This is a genomic window from Leptospira sarikeiensis, assembly GCF_004769615.1.
Lineage (GTDB): Bacteria > Spirochaetota > Leptospiria > Leptospirales > Leptospiraceae > Leptospira_B > Leptospira_B sarikeiensis.
Window position 1 is genome coordinate 1 of sequence record NZ_RQGF01000008.1, and the last position, 18,041, is coordinate 18,041.

At 38.3% G+C, this 18,041-nt stretch carries 14 protein-coding genes; 5 read left to right on the forward strand and 9 right to left on the reverse strand.

Going from position 1 to position 18,041, the window contains the following annotated elements; genetic code table 11:
• Positions 1-261: 261 nt before the first annotated feature.
• Positions 262-579, reverse strand: a complete 318-nt coding sequence (locus tag EHQ64_RS02380; RefSeq protein WP_246048519.1) for a hemagglutinin — start codon at positions 577-579, stop codon at positions 262-264.
• A gap of 251 nt (positions 580-830) precedes the next feature.
• Here EHQ64_RS02380 and EHQ64_RS02385 point away from each other — a divergent pair, with 251 nt between their 5' ends.
• From EHQ64_RS02385 to EHQ64_RS02395, 3 genes are read left to right on the forward strand one after another with little or no spacing between them, the layout of a single operon-like run.
• Entirely contained in the window at positions 831-1,541 is a 711-nt protein-coding gene (locus EHQ64_RS02385) for a lipoprotein (RefSeq protein ID WP_135647913.1), read from the forward strand.
• Between the two features lie 34 nt (positions 1,542-1,575).
• Positions 1,576-3,009, forward strand: a complete 1,434-nt coding sequence (locus tag EHQ64_RS02390; RefSeq protein ID WP_246048521.1) for a TolC family protein — start codon at positions 1,576-1,578, stop codon at positions 3,007-3,009.
• 13 nt (positions 3,010-3,022) lie between these two features.
• Positions 3,023-4,393 carry an efflux RND transporter periplasmic adaptor subunit gene (locus tag EHQ64_RS02395; RefSeq protein ID WP_135647914.1) on the forward strand — a complete coding sequence of 457 codons (1,371 nt, stop codon included), beginning with the start codon at positions 3,023-3,025 and terminating at the stop codon, positions 4,391-4,393.
• Positions 4,394-4,400: 7 nt separating this feature from the next.
• Here the strand turns inward: EHQ64_RS02395 and EHQ64_RS02400 are convergent, their stop codons facing one another.
• The 7 genes from EHQ64_RS02400 to EHQ64_RS02430 are packed head-to-tail and all read right to left on the reverse strand — an operon-like array spanning position 4,401 to position 15,951.
• Positions 4,401-7,694: an efflux RND transporter permease subunit gene (locus EHQ64_RS02400; protein WP_135647915.1), complete on the reverse strand. Its 3,294-nt coding sequence runs from the start codon at positions 7,692-7,694 to the stop codon at positions 4,401-4,403.
• Between the two features lie 8 nt (positions 7,695-7,702).
• Positions 7,703-10,789 carry an efflux RND transporter permease subunit gene (locus tag EHQ64_RS02405; RefSeq protein ID WP_135647916.1) on the reverse strand — a complete coding sequence of 1,029 codons (3,087 nt, stop codon included), beginning with the start codon at positions 10,787-10,789 and terminating at the stop codon, positions 7,703-7,705.
• Between the two features lie 10 nt (positions 10,790-10,799).
• Positions 10,800-12,410 carry an Ig-like domain-containing domain gene (locus EHQ64_RS02410; RefSeq protein ID WP_135647917.1) on the reverse strand — a complete coding sequence of 537 codons (1,611 nt, stop codon included), beginning with the start codon at positions 12,408-12,410 and terminating at the stop codon, positions 10,800-10,802.
• Positions 12,400-13,995 (reverse strand): Ig-like domain-containing domain, encoded by a 1,596-nt coding sequence (locus tag EHQ64_RS02415; protein WP_135647918.1) that lies wholly within the window; start codon positions 13,993-13,995, stop codon positions 12,400-12,402. The genes EHQ64_RS02410 and EHQ64_RS02415 overlap by 11 nt, the downstream gene beginning before the upstream one ends.
• A gap of 30 nt (positions 13,996-14,025) precedes the next feature.
• Complete coding sequence (locus tag EHQ64_RS02420) at positions 14,026-14,712, reverse strand: tetratricopeptide repeat protein (protein ID WP_342775327.1); 687 nt, start codon at positions 14,710-14,712, stop codon at positions 14,026-14,028.
• Positions 14,712-15,377, reverse strand: a complete 666-nt coding sequence (locus EHQ64_RS02425; protein ID WP_135647919.1) for a hypothetical protein — start codon at positions 15,375-15,377, stop codon at positions 14,712-14,714. Before EHQ64_RS02425 ends, EHQ64_RS02420 begins: the two co-directional genes overlap by 1 nt.
• A 16-nt stretch (positions 15,378-15,393) precedes the next feature.
• On the reverse strand, positions 15,394-15,951 hold the full coding sequence (locus EHQ64_RS02430) for a tetratricopeptide repeat protein (RefSeq protein ID WP_135647920.1): 558 nt from the start codon (positions 15,949-15,951) through the stop codon (positions 15,394-15,396).
• 156 nt (positions 15,952-16,107) lie between these two features.
• Between EHQ64_RS02430 and EHQ64_RS02435 the strand changes: the two genes are divergently transcribed.
• Positions 16,108-16,818: an MORN repeat-containing protein gene (locus EHQ64_RS02435; protein ID WP_135647921.1), complete on the forward strand. Its 711-nt coding sequence runs from the start codon at positions 16,108-16,110 to the stop codon at positions 16,816-16,818.
• A gap of 128 nt (positions 16,819-16,946) precedes the next feature.
• Complete coding sequence (locus tag EHQ64_RS02440; protein WP_167882339.1) at positions 16,947-17,345, forward strand: TIGR04452 family lipoprotein; 399 nt, start codon at positions 16,947-16,949, stop codon at positions 17,343-17,345.
• Between the two features lie 52 nt (positions 17,346-17,397).
• On the opposite strand, the gene EHQ64_RS02445 is transcribed toward EHQ64_RS02440, so the two are convergent.
• Positions 17,398-17,943, reverse strand: coding sequence for a hypothetical protein (locus tag EHQ64_RS02445; protein ID WP_135647923.1), 546 nt, complete (start codon positions 17,941-17,943; stop codon positions 17,398-17,400).
• Between the last annotated feature and the right edge of the window lie 98 nt (positions 17,944-18,041).

An 18,041-nucleotide genomic window follows, 5' to 3' on the forward strand; every position in this document is an offset into this window, starting at 1 on the left:
ATCTCTAAATTGAAAATTAGGGAAATAACGAAAAAGAAAATGAAAAATGCCCTGAAGCGTCTCCGAAATAATTTGTTGAATAAACTGAATATCATCGAAAAAGGAATAAACCCCAAGGTACAGGTAACAGTGGAAAATATACCTTTTCAGGCAAGAAAAACCGACACAGAAATGTAAAAATTTTTCCTTTTTGTCAGAGTATGTGAAACATAACGTCTTTCCGACAAATATTACTTTTGGGATATGAAAGTAAGAAGCGACTCAGTTACAAAGAATAATTACGCTAGTCACATCTGCATTTAGAATAGAACCATTCTGGTTTGCAAGAGTGCAGGTTTGTCCTACAGGCTGACTGGTAATCGACACTGAATAAGTAGTGTTATTTACGTACGAATAAGGAAAACTAAAAGGGCCATTAAAAACAAAAACGGATACCTCAAAGAGGTTATTCGCCAAAGTAATCGATTTTCCCCCATCCATTCCAGAAATCGTCCCGCCTACCTTGAAATATTTATTATCAGAATCATTAGCTCCTGCGGAGGAAGGAGTGGCGGCTCCGTTTACCAGTTCTTTTAGCAAACGATCAGTGGCATTTTCCTTTTCCCGTAATTCGCAATTCAGGATCGAAAAGAATAAAACGATTATCCAAACGGGATAAAAGAATCGAACTCCTTTGTTAAGCGAACCATTCCGACTTAAGTTAAAGACACTTCTCACAAATCTTGGCTTCCTAGTTTATTTTTCGTCCAAAAGTAAATTTTCAAGAAGAAAATAAAAAAACGTCCGAAAATTATCTAAAGAACTATATATTTAAAAAATCCGGACAAGTTATGACATCTTTTACATCAATTTCAAAACTGAGATACTTAGTCCTCTTATTTATTTTCGGTTGTTCAACTTATCAGACAACGAAACTCAGATATACAGCTGAAATTTTAGAGGCAAAAAATCCTGCGGAGAAACAAACTTCGGTTAGACGGATAGCAGTCAATAAATTCCAAACCAGACCAGCATCCTTCTCAACTTTTGCAGGGGAAAACTTCACAAACAATTTACGATTCTATCTAATGAAAGAGGGGATCGAAACTCTCATACAAGAAATTCCTGCCGAAACCAAACAAGCTTCTTCAAACACATCAAATAGTACGGAAGGTATTGGTAATACAATAGGACCGGCTCCCTCCACAACTCCTACGATGTTTTCATCCAACGTATTTTTAGAATCCGGCGAGAAACCGATCGAGTTACCGAAGGAATCCATTCAAAAAGCATGCTCTTTAGTAAAATGCGATCTCTACATAGACGGATACATATACGAAAAAAGAATGGGAAACATCCTAGATGAAGAGATTACCACCGGAATATTTGTCCGCCTTTACTCTCAAACCGGAATATTACTCGGGCAAGTAAAAGTTAGCTCTTCAGCAACAATGGAAATTTTCCAAAACAACTCAGTTCTCGCAGAAATGTTGGCCGAAAAAATTTCAAACGGGATAGGTTATTCCAACAGATCAGGATTTAAGTGGAAGTTTTGGGAATAAACAAAACAAATAAAAAATATTATATAATCAGAATATGTTTTCTTTCGTACAAAATATGATCAAACGATTATCAAATTCGAAGACATATCAACTCACCGGGGCTTTCTTTTTAATTTTAATTCCTTATCTACTATTTGCAGAGGGAGAAACATTAGTCTTAGATCAAAGAAAAGCGGAGGATATCGCTGTCGAAAATAGCCCCGAGCTCAGAATGCTCGGTGGCCAACAGATGATCAAAGCCTTATTAGTAAGAGAAAATTGGAGGGCTTATTTTCCGACTGCATCAGTTTCTTGGTTCAGGAACGCAAACGTAGTAGAAAACGATTCAGAAAGTAGATCTCAAAGATTGGCATTAACTTTAGATCAAGTGGTTTATGACGGGGGAAGAAGATACCTCGCACTACAAGCCGCATTAAACGATCTGAATTTATCCAAATTCGATTTTTTATTGGGAATTAATAATCTAAAATTCAAAGTTCGTTCCGCGTATTATAATTTACTCAGCAATAAAGCGCAGTTGGAAATACAAAAAAGATCGATAGATCGGCAAAAAGAACAGCTTAGATTCGCCAAAAGAGAAAAACAACTGGGAGATAGCACCGAACTCCAAGTCTTGCAAATAGAAAATCGTTTAAACGAAATTATTCTCCAAAGCAAAAGGACTGAAACCGCATATCAAAGCGGGATCGAAGAATTTAAAATACAATTAAGACTTCCAAGTACGGCAAAAATCCTACTTTCGGCAGATATATTGAACGGTATTACATTCTCTTATAAAGAAATACCGATCGAACAATTGATCGGCCTCGCAATGCAATCCAGAGTAGAATTCGAAAGAAATAAAGCAGCGGAAATGCAGGCATTATCTGAATTCGAGATCGCAAAATCATTCTATATTCCTACAGTTTCAGTCGGCGGTTACTATGCAGGATCCGGAGATCGGTTCGAACCTAGACAAAGAGAATACGGTTTTAATTTTAAGTTGAGTATGCCCATAGGTCCGAATACACTTCAGGATACTTCTAACTTCATCTCTAGAGGAGATGATACCAATAGATCACTCACCTCGACTACTTCTATGAATATCATGGATAACATGCAATATAAGAGAAAGATTGCTCAAACTGGGATTAGCGCCGAACAAGCAAGAATTACAAGAAAGCAACAAGACGATATAGTCAGGATAGAAGTGATTAAGGCTTTACAAAATTACAGACAAAGCTGGGAATCCATGATTATAGCGGACGAAAACGCTAAACTATTCGAAAAAAGGCTTAAGATCAAGGAAAAAGAAGTCTCTCTTGGAGATGCTAAGAGAGTGGATTTAGCGGAAACTGAAATTTTCTACCTGCAGGCAATAAACACGATGATTACGAGTAGGGTTCAATACCTAACTACAGTATCACAATTAGAAATGGCTGTCGGAGCTAGCTTGGACAGTTTAGAATTAATAAAAATCAAAAAATAAAACCGGAAAGCTCATGAAGAACAAAACGATCGTTTTTTCATTAATCGTACTCTCTATACTATTGATCGATTGCGGGAAAAAAAAGAAGGAATCAGCTCAGGATGAAACTGCCCTACCTTATGAAATGATCCCGCTAGAACTAAAAAAACAACAGACCGTAGTGAGCCTACTCGGTAGTGTCGCTCATTTTCAAAAAGCAGAAATTTCTTCCAAAGTTTTAGGAAGAGTGGAGAAAATTTTCAGAGAAGAAGGTGATCGGATAGCAAAAGGGCAACCGTTAGCCAAAATAGAGACCCTAAATTTAGAGATCCAACTAAAGAAGGACCTCGCCTCTTTAGAAGTCCAGAATAAACAGATAGAGTTGAATAGATCCCGCTACATCCAATCAAAACAAAGAGTGGAAAGAGAACTAGCGAATATAGAAAAAGCTAGGGCTGACGTGAACGATTCCAAAGCCACATACGAAAATTTACAAAGAACATTTTCGAATAAGCAGGAATTATTTAAGATCGGTGCAGTATCCGAAACCGAATTAAAAGGAGTCGAGACCGGTTTAATTTCCGCACAAACGAGTTATTTTAAAGCACAAAAAAGTCTAGATACTCTACAAGTAGGCTACAGGCCGGAAGATCTAAAAAAAGCCGGGATGAAAGTTCCCACCGAGAAAAGTAAACTAAATGAAGCGTTAGTCGATCTCAATACGATAGTTGAAAAATCTGAGTTAGATATCGCGATCGCAAATCTTCAAAGTATACAAGCAGGTATCGATTCAACCAAATTATTGATCAAAGAATCCACGATCGTTGCTCCTCTTAGAGGTATCGTTGCGGTTCGATCCATTTTCCCAGGAGAAGCGGTAAAGGAAGGACAAGCTATTTTTGTAGTCGTAGATGACGCAGAAGTTTTACTGAAATTCTCAGTTAATGAATCAGACTTGAGTAGGATTACTCCGAGCCAAGAAGTAAATTTTACTGTGGATGCACATCCAAAACGGAAGTTCAAAGGAAAGATACTGATCATCAGTCCGCTGATTGATCCTCAAAGTAGGACAGCGGAAATAAAAGTGATTTATAAAAATGAAAAAGATGAACTTAAACCAGGAATGTTTGCGAGAGCAGAAGTAGAAGATCTTCATCCCGCTCCTGCATTCTATATCCCATCCAAGAGTGTTCTATCGGCAAAAGAAAAAGACGAAGGTTTTGTATTTGTGGAAAAGAACGGATTACTTTTTAAAAAGAAAGTAAAAATAGAAGGAGTTAGCGGAGAACTTTCTCGTATATCCGGAGAATTATCCGTAGGTGAATTGATCGCAGTAGGATCAGTTGGTAATCTCAAAGAAGGAGAACCAGCACCTCAACCAAAATCTCAAGAAAAACCTAAATGAAATCACTCTATAATGGTAAAGTGCGATAGGTTTTCTTTCTAAAGAACCGGAATATAGTACCTTCCGGTTTTTCTCTAAATGTTCTTCCTTGGAAATGAAAGAATAAAACCGGTACTAAAATTAAAGTTAGCAAAGTAGATATACTTAGTCCCCAAAATACGGTGATCGCAAGAGGTCTCCAAAGCTGACTTCCCTCTCCAAAATCCAACATCGTAGGGATCAGAGCAGTCACTGTAGTAAATGTAGTCATTAAAATCGGCCTAAGGCGTTCTGAAGCGGAACGGACCGTAGCAATTAACAAGGCGAATCTTTGATTTTTCGCTTTGCTATGTCTAAAAAGATGCATCGCTTGATCCACTAGCATAATCGAGTTATTAATAGCGATCCCAGCAAGCAAAATGAAACCGATATAAACGGATATATTCAACGACATTCGAAAGCAAAACAATATTAATAAATCGGCAAATATACCCAAAGGAACCGAAACCATCAAAAGCCAAGGTAAGCGTAGATCCTCGAAAAGTGACGCAAGGATACAATAGATCAAAAAAATCGCCAGAAAGATCATAAAGGCCATCTCAATCCGGTTTTTCTGTAATTTTTTGAAAGAACCTCCGAATTCATAATAATAGTTATTCGGCAATTGTACGCCGTTTAAGGTTTCTTTAATTTTTTCGACAGCAGTTCCTAGATCGAGTGATCCTAGTTTAGCTGTGATAGTCACCATTCGCCTTTTATTCTTTCTGTATATTTTGGTCTCCCCTTCCTTTTCCTGAGGGATGGACAATTCCGCAACGGATACGACGGATTTATCACCGGGTATTTTATAATTAGGTATTTGCTCTATATTTAATCTATCTTCTTCTCTAAACCGGACCCTTATATCTACTTCTTTAGAATCTTCAATAAACTTTGTAGGGATAGAGCCTTGGATCGCTGTGCGTATATAATTCCCTACCTCTTCCGAACTGAGGCCGATCAAAGCCATTTTATCTTGATGAATATTTAATAAAAATTCCTGCTTTCCATCCCTAAAACGGAGAACTGTTTCTTGGATACCCGGTATCTGTTTAATTTTTCCAGCACCGGCCTTAGCAACTTTTTTTAAAACTTCAGTGTCATCCCCAATGAATTCAATATCTAACTCTCTACTACTATCCATTGAAGTGTTCTCGACGTAATATACGAAAACATCTTCAAGCGAAGAAGTTAATTCTTTAAACTCGGATATAAGTTCTTCCGAAGTTTTGCGCCTTTTATTCAACGGTTTAAGTTTTATATATAGATCAGCATGCCATTTTTCGACTTTTGCGTTAATCTTATCAACGTCTTCGACTTTTCCTAAAATTGCTTCTATCGTTTTAACTTTTTCACTTGTGGCATCCAAATGAGTTCCGGTTTCCAATTCTACGCTTGCTCGAATTTCTCCCGCATCCACTGGATCGATATATTCTTGTTTTAAAAATGGAACTACAGCAGTTCCGGAAACTAACAGAAAGATCAAGGCCATATATGCCCATTTTGGATTTCTGAAAATTCGAGTAAGAAATTTCATGTATCTTTCTTGAACGAATTTCAGGCTCAAAAACCGTTTAACTTTATCAAAACGAGTATCTAGTTTCGAAAAGGAATTCTGAAAGCGGATCAATTTATCTTCAAATCGTGGCCCGTTCTTTCCCAAAATTGCGACGAGCCTATCTTGAAACGTTTTAAATTTAAAATTTTCGAAATGTTCCGGTTTAGATAAAAGAAGTTTAGCTAATTGAGGTAGAAAAAAGAGAGAGACCGCTAAGGAGATTAAAATTGAAAAACTTACAGTCAATGACATACCGCCGTATAACTGTTTTAATTCTCTAGAACCGAAGAAAAAAGGTAAGAAAACCGCGATATTCGTAAACGTAGAAGCTGCGAGTTCCTTATATAACCCCATTACTGAATCATCAACAATCTGCTTCAAATCTAAAGGAATAGGTTTCTTTTCAACCGGTTCTAGTTGTTGTTTCTTTTTCTTCTTATGCCGCTTGGTGTTTTCCACAGGAATACTCTGGCTCAAAACTACCGCTTGGCGAAGACGAAAGATACGATCCAATACTACAATAGAGTTATCTATTAGTAAGCCTGCTCCTAAGGCAAGCCCTGCAAGTGTCATTACGTTAAAACCTATCTTTGACACGAACATGATCGCAAACGTGATGACGATCGACAAAGGAATAGATGCGCCGACTATCAAAGTAGCTCTAAAATTCCTTAAAAATAAAAATATTACAAATACTGCAATTAATCCCCCGGTCATCGCCGAGCCAGCAACCCTATCTATGGAAATTTTTATAAATTCGGATTGGTCATAAGTTATTTCAGTCTTCACTTCGGGAAAAGAGACTTGTGATAGTTCATCACGCAGACCTTCGCAGACTGAGATGGTATTTGCATCTCCTGCTTTTTGAACATAGATGGTTACGTTCTCGTTTCCATCTTCTCGTGAAATATCCTCCCGATCCCGATGTCCATCATACACACTTCCTAATTCACGAAGTTTCACCCATTTGTTTTGAGAAGGAGACCGAACAACTATCTCCTCCATAGTTTGGATCGCCGAAAATTTCCCTAAAACTCTTACATTGATCCAACCTTCATTTTCCTGGATCCTTCCCGCGGGCAAATCAACGTTTGAATTTCGGATCCGCTCCATAACTTCTGCAAGAGAGATCCCAAGGAAGTTTAAAATATTACGGTTTACTTCTACTAGAATTTCGCGATATCTACCGCCTCCGACCCGAACCTCGCTTACTCCATCTACCCTTTCCAATCTTTTTTTTATTTTATTTTCCGCGATCTCCCTCATCTCTTTTAGAGAATAGGCAGAAGATTCCATTTTTACGATAAAGATAGGTCTGTCACTTGGATCGTACCGAATTACAGTCGGCTCTTGCACTTCCCTAGGAAAAGTATGACGAATTAAATCGATTTTAGATTTTAATTCAACAGCCTTGAGAGTGATATCTCTTACTTCGGAGAAGATAACGTTGATCCTTGATTCACCTTCTTCCGAGGTAGAGTATATCGACTCAATTCCTCCAACCCCTACTATCTGTTCTTCCATAGGCTTGGTTAGGATCTCTTCAATTCTAGAAGGGGCAACGCCCGGATATTTCGTTACTATACTAAGTGCTGGGGACTCCGTAGGAGGCATTAAGGAAACAGGGAGAAGATTTACGGATAAAAGCCCCCATAGAAAGAAACCTCCGAAGATCATAAAGGAAGTAATCTTTCTTCGCAGAAAAAACCCCAATATCGAAGTCATAACCGCTTCTACCTACGTCCTTTTAGAAATCGAAGATAATACCATCGATATGCGAGAGGAACGAATAATAAAGTAAGCAAAGTGGATACTAACAATCCTCCCATCACCGATGCAGCCATCGGCCCTTGGGGAGAAGGAGGTCCAAAAGTGATAATTAAAGGAAGTAAACCTAGAATTGTAGTAGCGGTTGTACTCAGAATAGGATTTAAACGTCTTCTCCCTCCCGCAATCACCAGATCATCTATATTATTAAAATCTGATTCATGCAATTGGTAGAATTCGATTAAAATAATCGCGTTATTCACCACTACGCCCGCAAGCAATATTATCCCCATAATTGAGATTATGTTTAAACTGTTTGCGGTTAAAAAAAGTCCGAGTCCAACTCCCGCACCCGAAACGAATATAGAAAATAATATGATGAATGGAAGACCTAAATTCTCCATATTCGATGCCAAGACCATATAAACGAGTAATATGGAAAGTACCACTGCAAATGCCAAGGATTGGATCGACTTCTCCATGATCTTTTGCGTTTCACCCGGAAGGATCGATATATCCTTCTTATTGGAATATTTGTCGATTATGGGCTCTACCATGTTCAACCCTTCAGAATAACTTAATGAATTGAGACCGGCTTTTACAAGACCTACACGTTTTCCGTCATAACGCAGAATTTTCCGATTCGAATTTCCGGAAACAATCGAAGAGAAGTCCTGTAACCTGATCAAATTGCCGGAAGGAATTTTAAAAAGAGTATTCGCTAACGAGTCCGTGCCGGAGCGATCGGACAATCTATGACGGACCAAAACAGGGATCTCTTCGTCATTTCGTTTAAATCTAGTTGCAGCCTCGCCTTTAACTACCGCTCTTAATGTTTTGGCTACCAACTCTACTGAAAGTCCGAAAGTGGACATCTTGTCTCTATCGATCAGCACACGAATTTCAGGAGTATCCTCTCCGAATGAAGTAATTACTTCTCCGAACTTTCCGGTTTTCTGGATCTCCCTTTGGATCTCCTCGCATACTTCCCGAACTGTAAACAAATCCTGGCCGGAAACTTCCAACACTAACCCTTCGTTAGTTTCCGGCAACACGTCCGAAAGAAGATCCTTTGCAGGCATAAAAAGTATTTGAACACCGGTTCTACCTTCGATCTCTTCCAGATCGTTATGGGTCGATTCGACTAAATCTTCCATCGCATCGTATCTAACCAAATTCAGGAATAATTCGGCCCTATTTAATCCAAAATCTCCCCGAGGATTGATAACTAGATCTCTCTCTTCATAACCGACCTTTAAAAATGCGTTTTCAACAAGATTGGTTTTATTTAGAACAGAAACGATCTCGTTAGAAACTTCTTCCGTCTTACGTAAAGAAGATCCGGGAGGAAGGACAACCTTTACGTTTAATTCGGCTTTTTCGACTTGAGGCATCAATTCTGTCGGTAACAGTTTAAAAATTAAAAATGTGATCGGAAGAAGTACTACTACCGTAATCAATATCTTCCTTGGATTATTTAATACGAACTTAACCCAAAACACATAAAGATTCTCTAATGTATTTAATATTCCTTCGCGGATCTTCCAAAATGGCTGTAAAAAAGCGGGTCCGTTCGATTCGGATGAAAAAACCGGCAAAATACAAAGCACAGGAATAAAACTGACGGATACGAAAAAGGAAGAGATCAAGGAATAAGTGATTGAAAGTGCAAATTCCTTAAAAATAGACGCTGCTATACCTTCTAAAAAAAGGATCGGTAAAAATACCACAATACTAGTAAGAGTAGATGCGAACAAGGAGCCGAATACGTCTTTTGTTCCTTCTAACGCACTGTCAAAAGGACTCCTGCCCATTTTACGAAAGGCATAAATTGACTCCAACACCACGATTGAAGAGTCAACCATCATACCAACGCCTACCGATAATCCCCCCAGAGACATCGTATTTAGGGTCATCTTCTGGAAATAAAGAAAGACCAAAGTAACAAGAATTGAAACCGGGATGGATAAGGTTACGATCGCAGATTCTCTAAAAGTCCCTAGGAAGAATGAAAGTACGAAAAAGCATATAACTATAGCTTGTAAACCTGCAGACGCAACTCCTCCGATCGAGTCTCGAATAAATCTACTCTGATCGGCTACGACTATAAGTTTTACCTTCGATCCGAATTCCTCATTCAACGATCGGATCAGATCTTTCGCTTCGTCGGCTACGGTTACACTATTCTTTCCAGCTTCCTTTTTTAGGACAACTGCGACACATTCTTCAGAATTTAAATAACTTACGCTGGTACGTTCTTTATAGGAGTCCTGAACTTCTGCGAGATTTTTTAGATATACAGGAGCTCCTCTTTCAGATAGATTCACTACTAGATCCGAAATGGCTTCTACATTTTCATACGCTCCCATCGTGCGTACTAGGATTTCCCGATCTTCTCGCTTTACGTTTCCCGCAGGAAAATTGAAATTATTTGATGCGATTCTCTGAACAATTTCGGACGGGTTGAGCCCGTAAGCGTCCAATTTTCCTCTGTCGATATCGACCAAAATTTGTTTTTCGTAACCGCCGGTAATAGAGACTGCCGCAATCCCGTCGACTCTCTCGAAATATGGAGAAAGATTCTTTTTAATAAAAGTTCTCAGCTCTTTTTGATCTATTCCGGTTGGGATCGCCGCGATTTGAAGTAAAGGAGCATCGTTAGGATCGAATTTCAAAACAATGGATTTTTTTGCATCGATAGGAAGGCTTCCTTTTACTAAATCCACCTTTTCCCGCGTTTGAATAGACGCGGTATCCATATTAGTTCCCCAACGAAACCGAATCTTTACTAAAGATACCCCTTCCAGTGATTCAGAAGTGATCCGATCCACGCCGTTTACGGAAGAAACAATCTCTTCGATAGGCTTAGTTACTAACGTTTCGATCTCGGATGGAGAAACATTTTCATAGACCGTGACGACTGTCAAAGTCGGATAAGATATATCGGGTAAAAGATCGATTTTCAGATCCTTTAAACTTACAAAACCGACAAGTAAAATTAAAAGGAAAACCACTAATGTGGTAACGCGGTTTTTTAAAAAATAAGCTGTCATCTTTGGAAAATCAGAATCGGACCCGGACTGAATAATCCTGATCCATTCTATTTCCGTAATCGTCGGTGATTCCCGAAGATCCGCCTTTTACACGAATTAAATAAGTACTACCTATATCTAAACAAGCCGCAGTCGTATGAAACACAAGAACACTGGCAGGAGTATATCCAATCGGCGTAACATCGGTGATATTACTTACATATTCCAAACAACCTACGGACGATCCCCCAAACTCTTTTTCTATAGACACCTGGAGAGAGCTAAGATATAGGATCGAACCTGTTAACAAAGTATAAGTCGGTGCACAACTACCAGTTCCATCATCATAACAAAAATGTAAATAAAGGTCTTGGGTACATTCTAACGCAGTGCATGTTGCGGTCGTTAATTGAGGAGCATTCGTATTTATCTGAGTCGTGAACAATTGAGAAGGACCGGTAAAACCGGAATTTGAAAATATTCCTCGGAACCGGATTTTCTGAGAAAAAGAACCATCAATTTTAAAATAATAACTATAATTCTTTGATAATTTATTATTTTGAAGATCAACAATCGCCGTTGAGATCTTCAAATTATATACCTGATATACATCAAGTGGTTCGTCGAAAGTTACAGAATAAGAACTTCCTGCCGCGTTTAATTGAGTTACACGATAGGTTTGGGACGGTGAGATCGAAATTGCATCCAACAAAGAAGAAGGGCGAACCGGCTCTGAAAAATCAAGGATAAAGGAATCCGTCTTATTCATTCCGGAGATCACATTATACTCGTCAGTAAGATGATTTGTAGGAAGACTTGAGAATTGGATCGATGACAAACTTGGTGCGATAAAATCGTCTCCAACGGTAAAACTTATATTAGAAGTTTGGGCCATTTGATTTCCAACCCTGTCTTTTACACTGCTAGGAATGGTAACAGTATAAACAGTACCATATGTAAGATCCGAACGAGGATGAAATTCAAATCGAGTATTATTATTCGTAATAACTGTAGCAGGTAACTCAAGATTCATATCCGGACTAGTGCTAATGGAACTTAAAACAGAAACCGCATCCATCGGCTTATCAAAAACAACTGTCAAAAAACTATTGGGAGCAACAGCCGTCGCACGATCTGCAGGAATTGTTTGACTTACTTTTGGTTGCGAAAGGTCGGAATTGTAGCTGAAACTAATACGTAAGTCATCCAGCAAATTTACGCCATTCTTACTCTCCGCCCGAGACCTGGATATAACATAGGTATAAAGACCTGGAGATGATAAAGGTTTGGCAGGTTTAAAGACCAAAGTGTTATTCGCCCATTCAAAAAGCCCATCAATAGTTTGACCGTTATTCGAAAGAGAGAAAGCACTTTCAGTATATTGATGGTTCATCTCCTTAGAGAATGTCACAACAATATGACTTGCCGAATCCACACCAGTAGCGCCTTGAATAGGCGAATTGAATTGAACAAGAGGCGGATTAAAATCATCTAAAATATGTAATGAAGGAAGAAAATCCAGAGGACCGTCGGCATTATCCAATAGTTGAGAACATTCGAATTGTAAAAGAATCCCGAATACCAAAAGAAAGTTTGGAATACTTTTTATGACCCGCATGTTAGGATAACTTTTAGTTCCCATAAAATAAGAATTCCAAATCTTGAGGTAGGAAATTTCCGTTAGAATCTTGAATTCCGCCGTTTCCACCTCTTAGATTAAATTTATAGCGAAGGCCACTTCCAGGTGTACCGGCTAAAATCACACGAAGAGTTTGAGGATTTGCAGAAGGGATATAATTAATCTGATAAACTCGTAAGGCGGGAGCCGAGGGTCCACCAAACATATAATCGATCGCAATGTTCGAACTAGAGAAAACATCTCCGTCTCCGGAAGTTTTTAGAGGAGCTCCTCCCGCCGTGTCTAACCTAACTTCGAATTGATATACTGTAGTACAAGCATTCTGGGGGTTAATGACGTTTTCAGTGGATCGATTCGGAAAAGTCGGACCGGAAAGAGTAATATCCGAAAGAAGAGTAACGCAGTCCGCTATCGAGTACGTACGTCCCACTACACTATTAAAATTAACAGGAACACTAGTAAAAGGATCATCCACAACGAAATCGATTATATAACTGTTTAACATAAGCTGCCCTTGAGAGGACTTAGCGCTAGAATCAATTTTTAATCGATATGTCTTACCTTGAGATAAAGGTTCGCTCGGAGTAAATCTTAATAAGGACGGCCCTACCCAACTATAAACTCCGGAAATCGCAGGCTGAAAAGAAATAGAATCCAGGACCGACTGTCTATCCATAGATTCCGTGTATTGAAAAGTAAAATTATCGTATTTAGAAACTCCGTGGATCGGAGCATTTACTGCAGGCAATGGACTAGGTACTGGAGATGTCCAAGGAGTTCCTGTCGTCACATTTGCTGCAACATCCGGCCTGGTGAATACGGAACCCGTGCTGAAGACGACCAAAAATTCCGAAGCAAGAGCGATCCCCGCTCTGCTTTTTGCAGTCGTCCCAAGTCTTAAAGTATAAGTTGTTCCTATTTCCAAATCCGATTTTAATTGCAGAGTTAGTTGAGTTTTGTCCGCACTCCATACAGGAATGAACAGAGCAGCACCACCACTCAAAGCAACCGCAGAATTTGTAGACGCTTCATCCATCGGTTCGGAAAAACCAATGATAATATTTCCATTCGCAGGCCAGCCTGTGACCACTCCCCCATTGGGTTGAGGATTAGAGGATACGATGGAAGGAACATGACCTCCACCCTCCGTATAAAAATGAAAAAGATAATTTTTGGGTAAAAAATTTCCGTCCGTATCTTTTGCGCCCGACTTGCTTAAAGTAACTTCATAACGTTTTCCTTCAGTCAAACCGCTTGAAAAATTCAGGATCAATCTGTTATCAAATACCCAAGAAGGAGAAAAAGTAGTATTTCCGCCGTTTGCGGTGATCGTAATTCCACCTTCAGTTACGATCTTATTCATCGGTTTACTGAAATCGATTACAATTCTAGAATCAGGGGCGATGTCTAACGCACCATCAGGGGGTTCCGTGGCAACAATTTGAGGGTATTGATATGCGTCCGTCCATTGAACTCCGAGTTTCGATAATATCGACTCTTCATTCAACCCGTCATGACAATTTAAAAGAAAGAGAATTTGGAGGAATCCAAGAAAAGGAAATAACTTTCTGAGTGAAATTTTTCGCATTCAATCCTAATCCGCAAAATGAATCTAAGGTTACTTTAAACCCTTTTTTTTCTTTTTGGGAACTTCCTCTTCGTTATTTGTTTCTCCGGATGCAGCAATCCGATCAGATGAAGATAAAGCTTGCATATGTTCTAGCGCCCGATCCTCCATACCTGCCTTTTTGTATAAAGTGGCTAGATCTTTATGAATTCTGCTGATTTGAGATCCTAATTTTAAGGCACTATTATATTCGAGTAATGCGTTTACAACATTACCTTCGTATTCGTATAATTTAGCTAAGTGATAATGAGCGTCCGGATTGGCGTCATCTAGTTGAATTGCGTATAATAATTTCTCTTTTGCTTCTTTCACTTTTTCGGGAGTAGGATTCTCATACATTAAAATACGAGCGCTCCAAACGTGAGCAGATGCATTTCCCGGAAAATCATCAACAATATCATCGAAAACTTTTTTGGAATCTTCGAATCTCTGAGAATAATAATAGGACTTTCCTAACATATTCCTTGCGGATATATTCTTTTTATCCTGATCGATAGCTTTCTCAAAATTTTCGATGGCTATCTTAAGATTTTTTTCCGAATAAGCTTTGAGACCGATCGAATAATATTTTAGCGATTCTTCTTTCGATGAACAAGACGTCATTGAAATTAACAGAACCGCCATAATTATAACTCGGACCCAAACTTTCATCGAAATATATCCCGTATTATTTTTCATTAAAGATCAGAACCAACTTTATTAAACTCAGTTTCCCGTACGAGGACAGTATGATTTTTCTTCAAACGGCCCATAACGTTCTTTTTCGACTCATTCTTGATATCATACAACTTTTTCCATTTCAGGAAACGCGCGGTATTAGAGATCCTAGATAACGCTTCTTTTTCAGAAAATCCCTTAAAGGAATTTGCGTGTTCTTTATAGAATCCCTTTAGCTCCTCTTCTGGGACATCAATATCAGAATAATTTTGATTTAGATCGAAAACTCCTGATTTTTTATCCAAATAGTAGGAAATGATCCCCTTTCTAATATAAGGCCATAAATAAGCCGCTACTTCTGGATTATTCAGATCGAAATCGGCCATCGCCTCTTCTAAAATTACGGATTCTTCTATATATTGGTCCAAATAACGACGAAGTCCTTGAGGGTCCGGAAATTCTTGTTTAGTCTCCAAATGGCTTCTCTCGAACATAAGTTCGGACCTAAAAATCTCAGCAGAGAAACTCTTATTGTCCAAAAGGAAAATCGTTGGTTTTCCCTCTCTCGACTTCATTTTTTTTTCTACGAACTCTTCTAAGCGGTAATCCTTTTTACAGCTGATATTAAGTAAGATAATTGTTAAGGGAAGTACGATGGAGAAGAGAAGATTTGCCTTATTTTTCATATTTATATATATCTGATCAGCCCTTCTTCAACGCCGCTATTTTTTCTTTCGCATCCTTTATAGGACCTACATACTCTTTCGGAGCAATATTGATGAATTTTTCGTAAGATTGGATCGCTTTCGTTTTATTACCCAATCTGGAATAAACAATACCCAAATTGAAGTATGACTCTGCATTTGGAGAAAGAGAAACGGCTTTTTCGTAACTAGTCGCAGCCTTTTCGTCTTCTCTTAAGGCTTGGTATACAACTCCCAAATTATAGAAAGGGCGTGGAAGACTAGGCTCTACTTCTGAAGCTTTGGTAAAATATTTAAGCGCAAGTTCCAGCTTGCCATCGTTCAAATAAGTAACGCCTACATTATTCGGATATTCTCCAGTACTTGGATCCGTATCCGCCGCTTTTTGAAAGTATTCTCTAGCAGATTCGTTACGCTTCTGTTGAAGCAATTGGATACCTTGCATGTTTAATTCAGATGCTTTTATCTTATCTTCCATACTTGTTTGGGCTTGGGTTGAACAATTCAAACCTAAAATGAATATATATACGAGTGCGATCTTGTGCCAAATCTTCATGCGTTATATCTCTTCCACAATTGCCAAGGCACTTTTCTTCGCATTAAATTTCCAGTACATTTTTGAAATAATGGTTACAAAAATTCATTTTAGCTAACTATGGCTCAAAGCTGCTACCGTTTTGAATTATATTATCGAAAGAACGTGACATAGAAGATGAATCGATTTAAAATTTTTTTCGAAAAATTCTTTCTAATAACAAAAGAGCTAGTTACTTCTTTTGCACAATTATCTCCTAAGGAACGTAATTTATCTTACGCGTCTTCTTCCTTTCTTCTGATCTTAAGTCTCTTTGTCATATACCATTTGAGTAATAGACCGAGATGTATTTACGGAAATTGTGAGTTAGGCTTCGGTGCCTTAAGCTTTAACGACGGAAAGTTATATACTGGTAATTTTTATAAAGGGAAGTACCAGGATTATGGCATTCTTAAGATGGACAACGGTATATCTTATGAAGGGATCTGGAAAGCGGGAAAGAGGCACGGTCAAGGAAGACAACAAAACGAAGACGGTAGTTTATTTATTGGGAAGTTCAATGAAGGCTCGGTCGAAGGTTTAGGAACTTACGTCTGGCCAGATAATACCAAACTTTCAGGGATCTTTGTTCATGGGAAGGCAGAAGGAAAATGCACTCTCGTATTTTTCAATGGGATCGTGTTAAACGGAATATATCGTAACGGTATTATCTACGAAGGCGATGGTCTTTATAGATATGAAGACGGAAGCAAATATATCGGTTCTTGGAAAGAGGGTAAAAGGAACGGAAAAGGGACTTTATTCGATCCAAGAGGTGGGATTGCAGCTGTTGGAGAATGGGAAGCCGGAAATTTTACGAAAGATTACGCAGATAGGATTTTCAAATAATAAATATTTTATAAATCTATAATAGGATTCCTCTCCACCCCATCGAAAGTTTTATGAATTGACAAAACTTCGAAAATCAACTTTTTATTGATATCCTGAAAACTTACTTACAAAAATGGGAATTTAAAGTGAAACAAAGCGTATACATTACGTTTTTTACGTTAGGCCTTACTTTGATCCAATGCGGGTTGGAAGGCCCGAGTAAATCCATATTAAGAGGAAATGAAGCCAAAGAATTATTAAGAAATTCGGCTTACGTAATCGATGTGGCTTATTTCCAAACTTTAGCGGAACGAGGATCAATTAAATCTTCCGAGATCGACTCTTCTTTACTTCTGGACCAGGCCCTACTCGAAGCATCTTCAAAAATAGTAGAAAGTAAATATTATCAAAAGAAGGATATAACCGCTTGTATTCAGGAAATGCAGCTCTTTACCCTCGGTTTAATTTCTTCCGCAGGACAAACAAACCTTTTAGGCGGAGATTGTTCAGGTCTGGAAAATAAAGGGGCCTATCGGATCAGATAAAAGAAATTATCTCGGTTTCAGGACTTTAAGAATTGAAAATCGATTTATAGTACTAACGACAATTTTGCTCCATCATATTTATATAAATGCCGACAGGAAATCCCGTCTCATTAACGGAAGTGGTAATTTCCCCTTTCGGATCAATATTAACATTTAGAGTTTGTGTATGGTTCGCATTATATTCAATCAAAGAGCCTCTTAATTTTCCATATTCAAAGGAAGCCTGCAATAACCTAAATCCTTCGTTGTCGTAATATTCATATCTGCCGTGTAACTTGTCTTTTAGGATCGACATCACCACCCATTTTTTCAAAACTTTGACATATTTTGCTTCTGTTGGAACACCTTTAGGCTTCGGTTTTTCGGCGGAAAAATTTTTATAATAATAGTCTACATTCCCTATATAACTTTTTTCTTCTTTTAACTTTCCGTTTTTGAAAGATCTATGCTTAATCATTCCGTTTTTATAAGTAATAGTCTGTCGGAAGAGCTCATCGGTTTTACCTATATAAAAAGAACGAGTTTCCTTTTCCTCATCCTTAATGAAGCAAATTTTTTCTCCTTCTTCAATAATGCATTCTCTTGTTTCAGAAAACACATTGATCGAATTCAAACATAGAATTAAAAAGAATATAAATAATCTCATGGAAGTACTCTCCTAATTTTATATTTCATCGATATGAAGTTTCGAATGAT

What these genes read in the sequence shown, in the direction of transcription:
- EHQ64_RS02415 (WP_135647918.1), bottom strand. Translation starts at nt 13,995, where the DNA reads ATGCGAAAAATTTCACTCAGAAAGTTATTTCCTTTTCTTGGATTCCTC.
- EHQ64_RS02435 (WP_135647921.1), top strand. Translation starts at nt 16,108, where the DNA reads ATGAATCGATTTAAAATTTTTTTCGAAAAATTCTTTCTAATAACAAAA.
- EHQ64_RS02395 (WP_135647914.1), top strand. Translation starts at nt 3,023, where the DNA reads ATGAAGAACAAAACGATCGTTTTTTCATTAATCGTACTCTCTATACTA.
- EHQ64_RS02410 (WP_135647917.1), bottom strand. Translation starts at nt 12,410, where the DNA reads ATGGGAACTAAAAGTTATCCTAACATGCGGGTCATAAAAAGTATTCCA.
- EHQ64_RS02390 (WP_246048521.1), top strand. Translation starts at nt 1,576, where the DNA reads ATGTTTTCTTTCGTACAAAATATGATCAAACGATTATCAAATTCGAAG.
- EHQ64_RS02425 (WP_135647919.1), bottom strand. Translation starts at nt 15,377, where the DNA reads ATGAAAAATAAGGCAAATCTTCTCTTCTCCATCGTACTTCCCTTAACA.
- EHQ64_RS02385 (WP_135647913.1), top strand. Translation starts at nt 831, where the DNA reads ATGACATCTTTTACATCAATTTCAAAACTGAGATACTTAGTCCTCTTA.
- EHQ64_RS02400 (WP_135647915.1), bottom strand. Translation starts at nt 7,694, where the DNA reads ATGACTTCGATATTGGGGTTTTTTCTGCGAAGAAAGATTACTTCCTTT.
- EHQ64_RS02420 (WP_342775327.1), bottom strand. Translation starts at nt 14,712, where the DNA reads ATGAAAAATAATACGGGATATATTTCGATGAAAGTTTGGGTCCGAGTT.
- EHQ64_RS02405 (WP_135647916.1), bottom strand. Translation starts at nt 10,789, where the DNA reads ATGACAGCTTATTTTTTAAAAAACCGCGTTACCACATTAGTGGTTTTC.
- EHQ64_RS02430 (WP_135647920.1), bottom strand. Translation starts at nt 15,951, where the DNA reads ATGAAGATTTGGCACAAGATCGCACTCGTATATATATTCATTTTAGGT.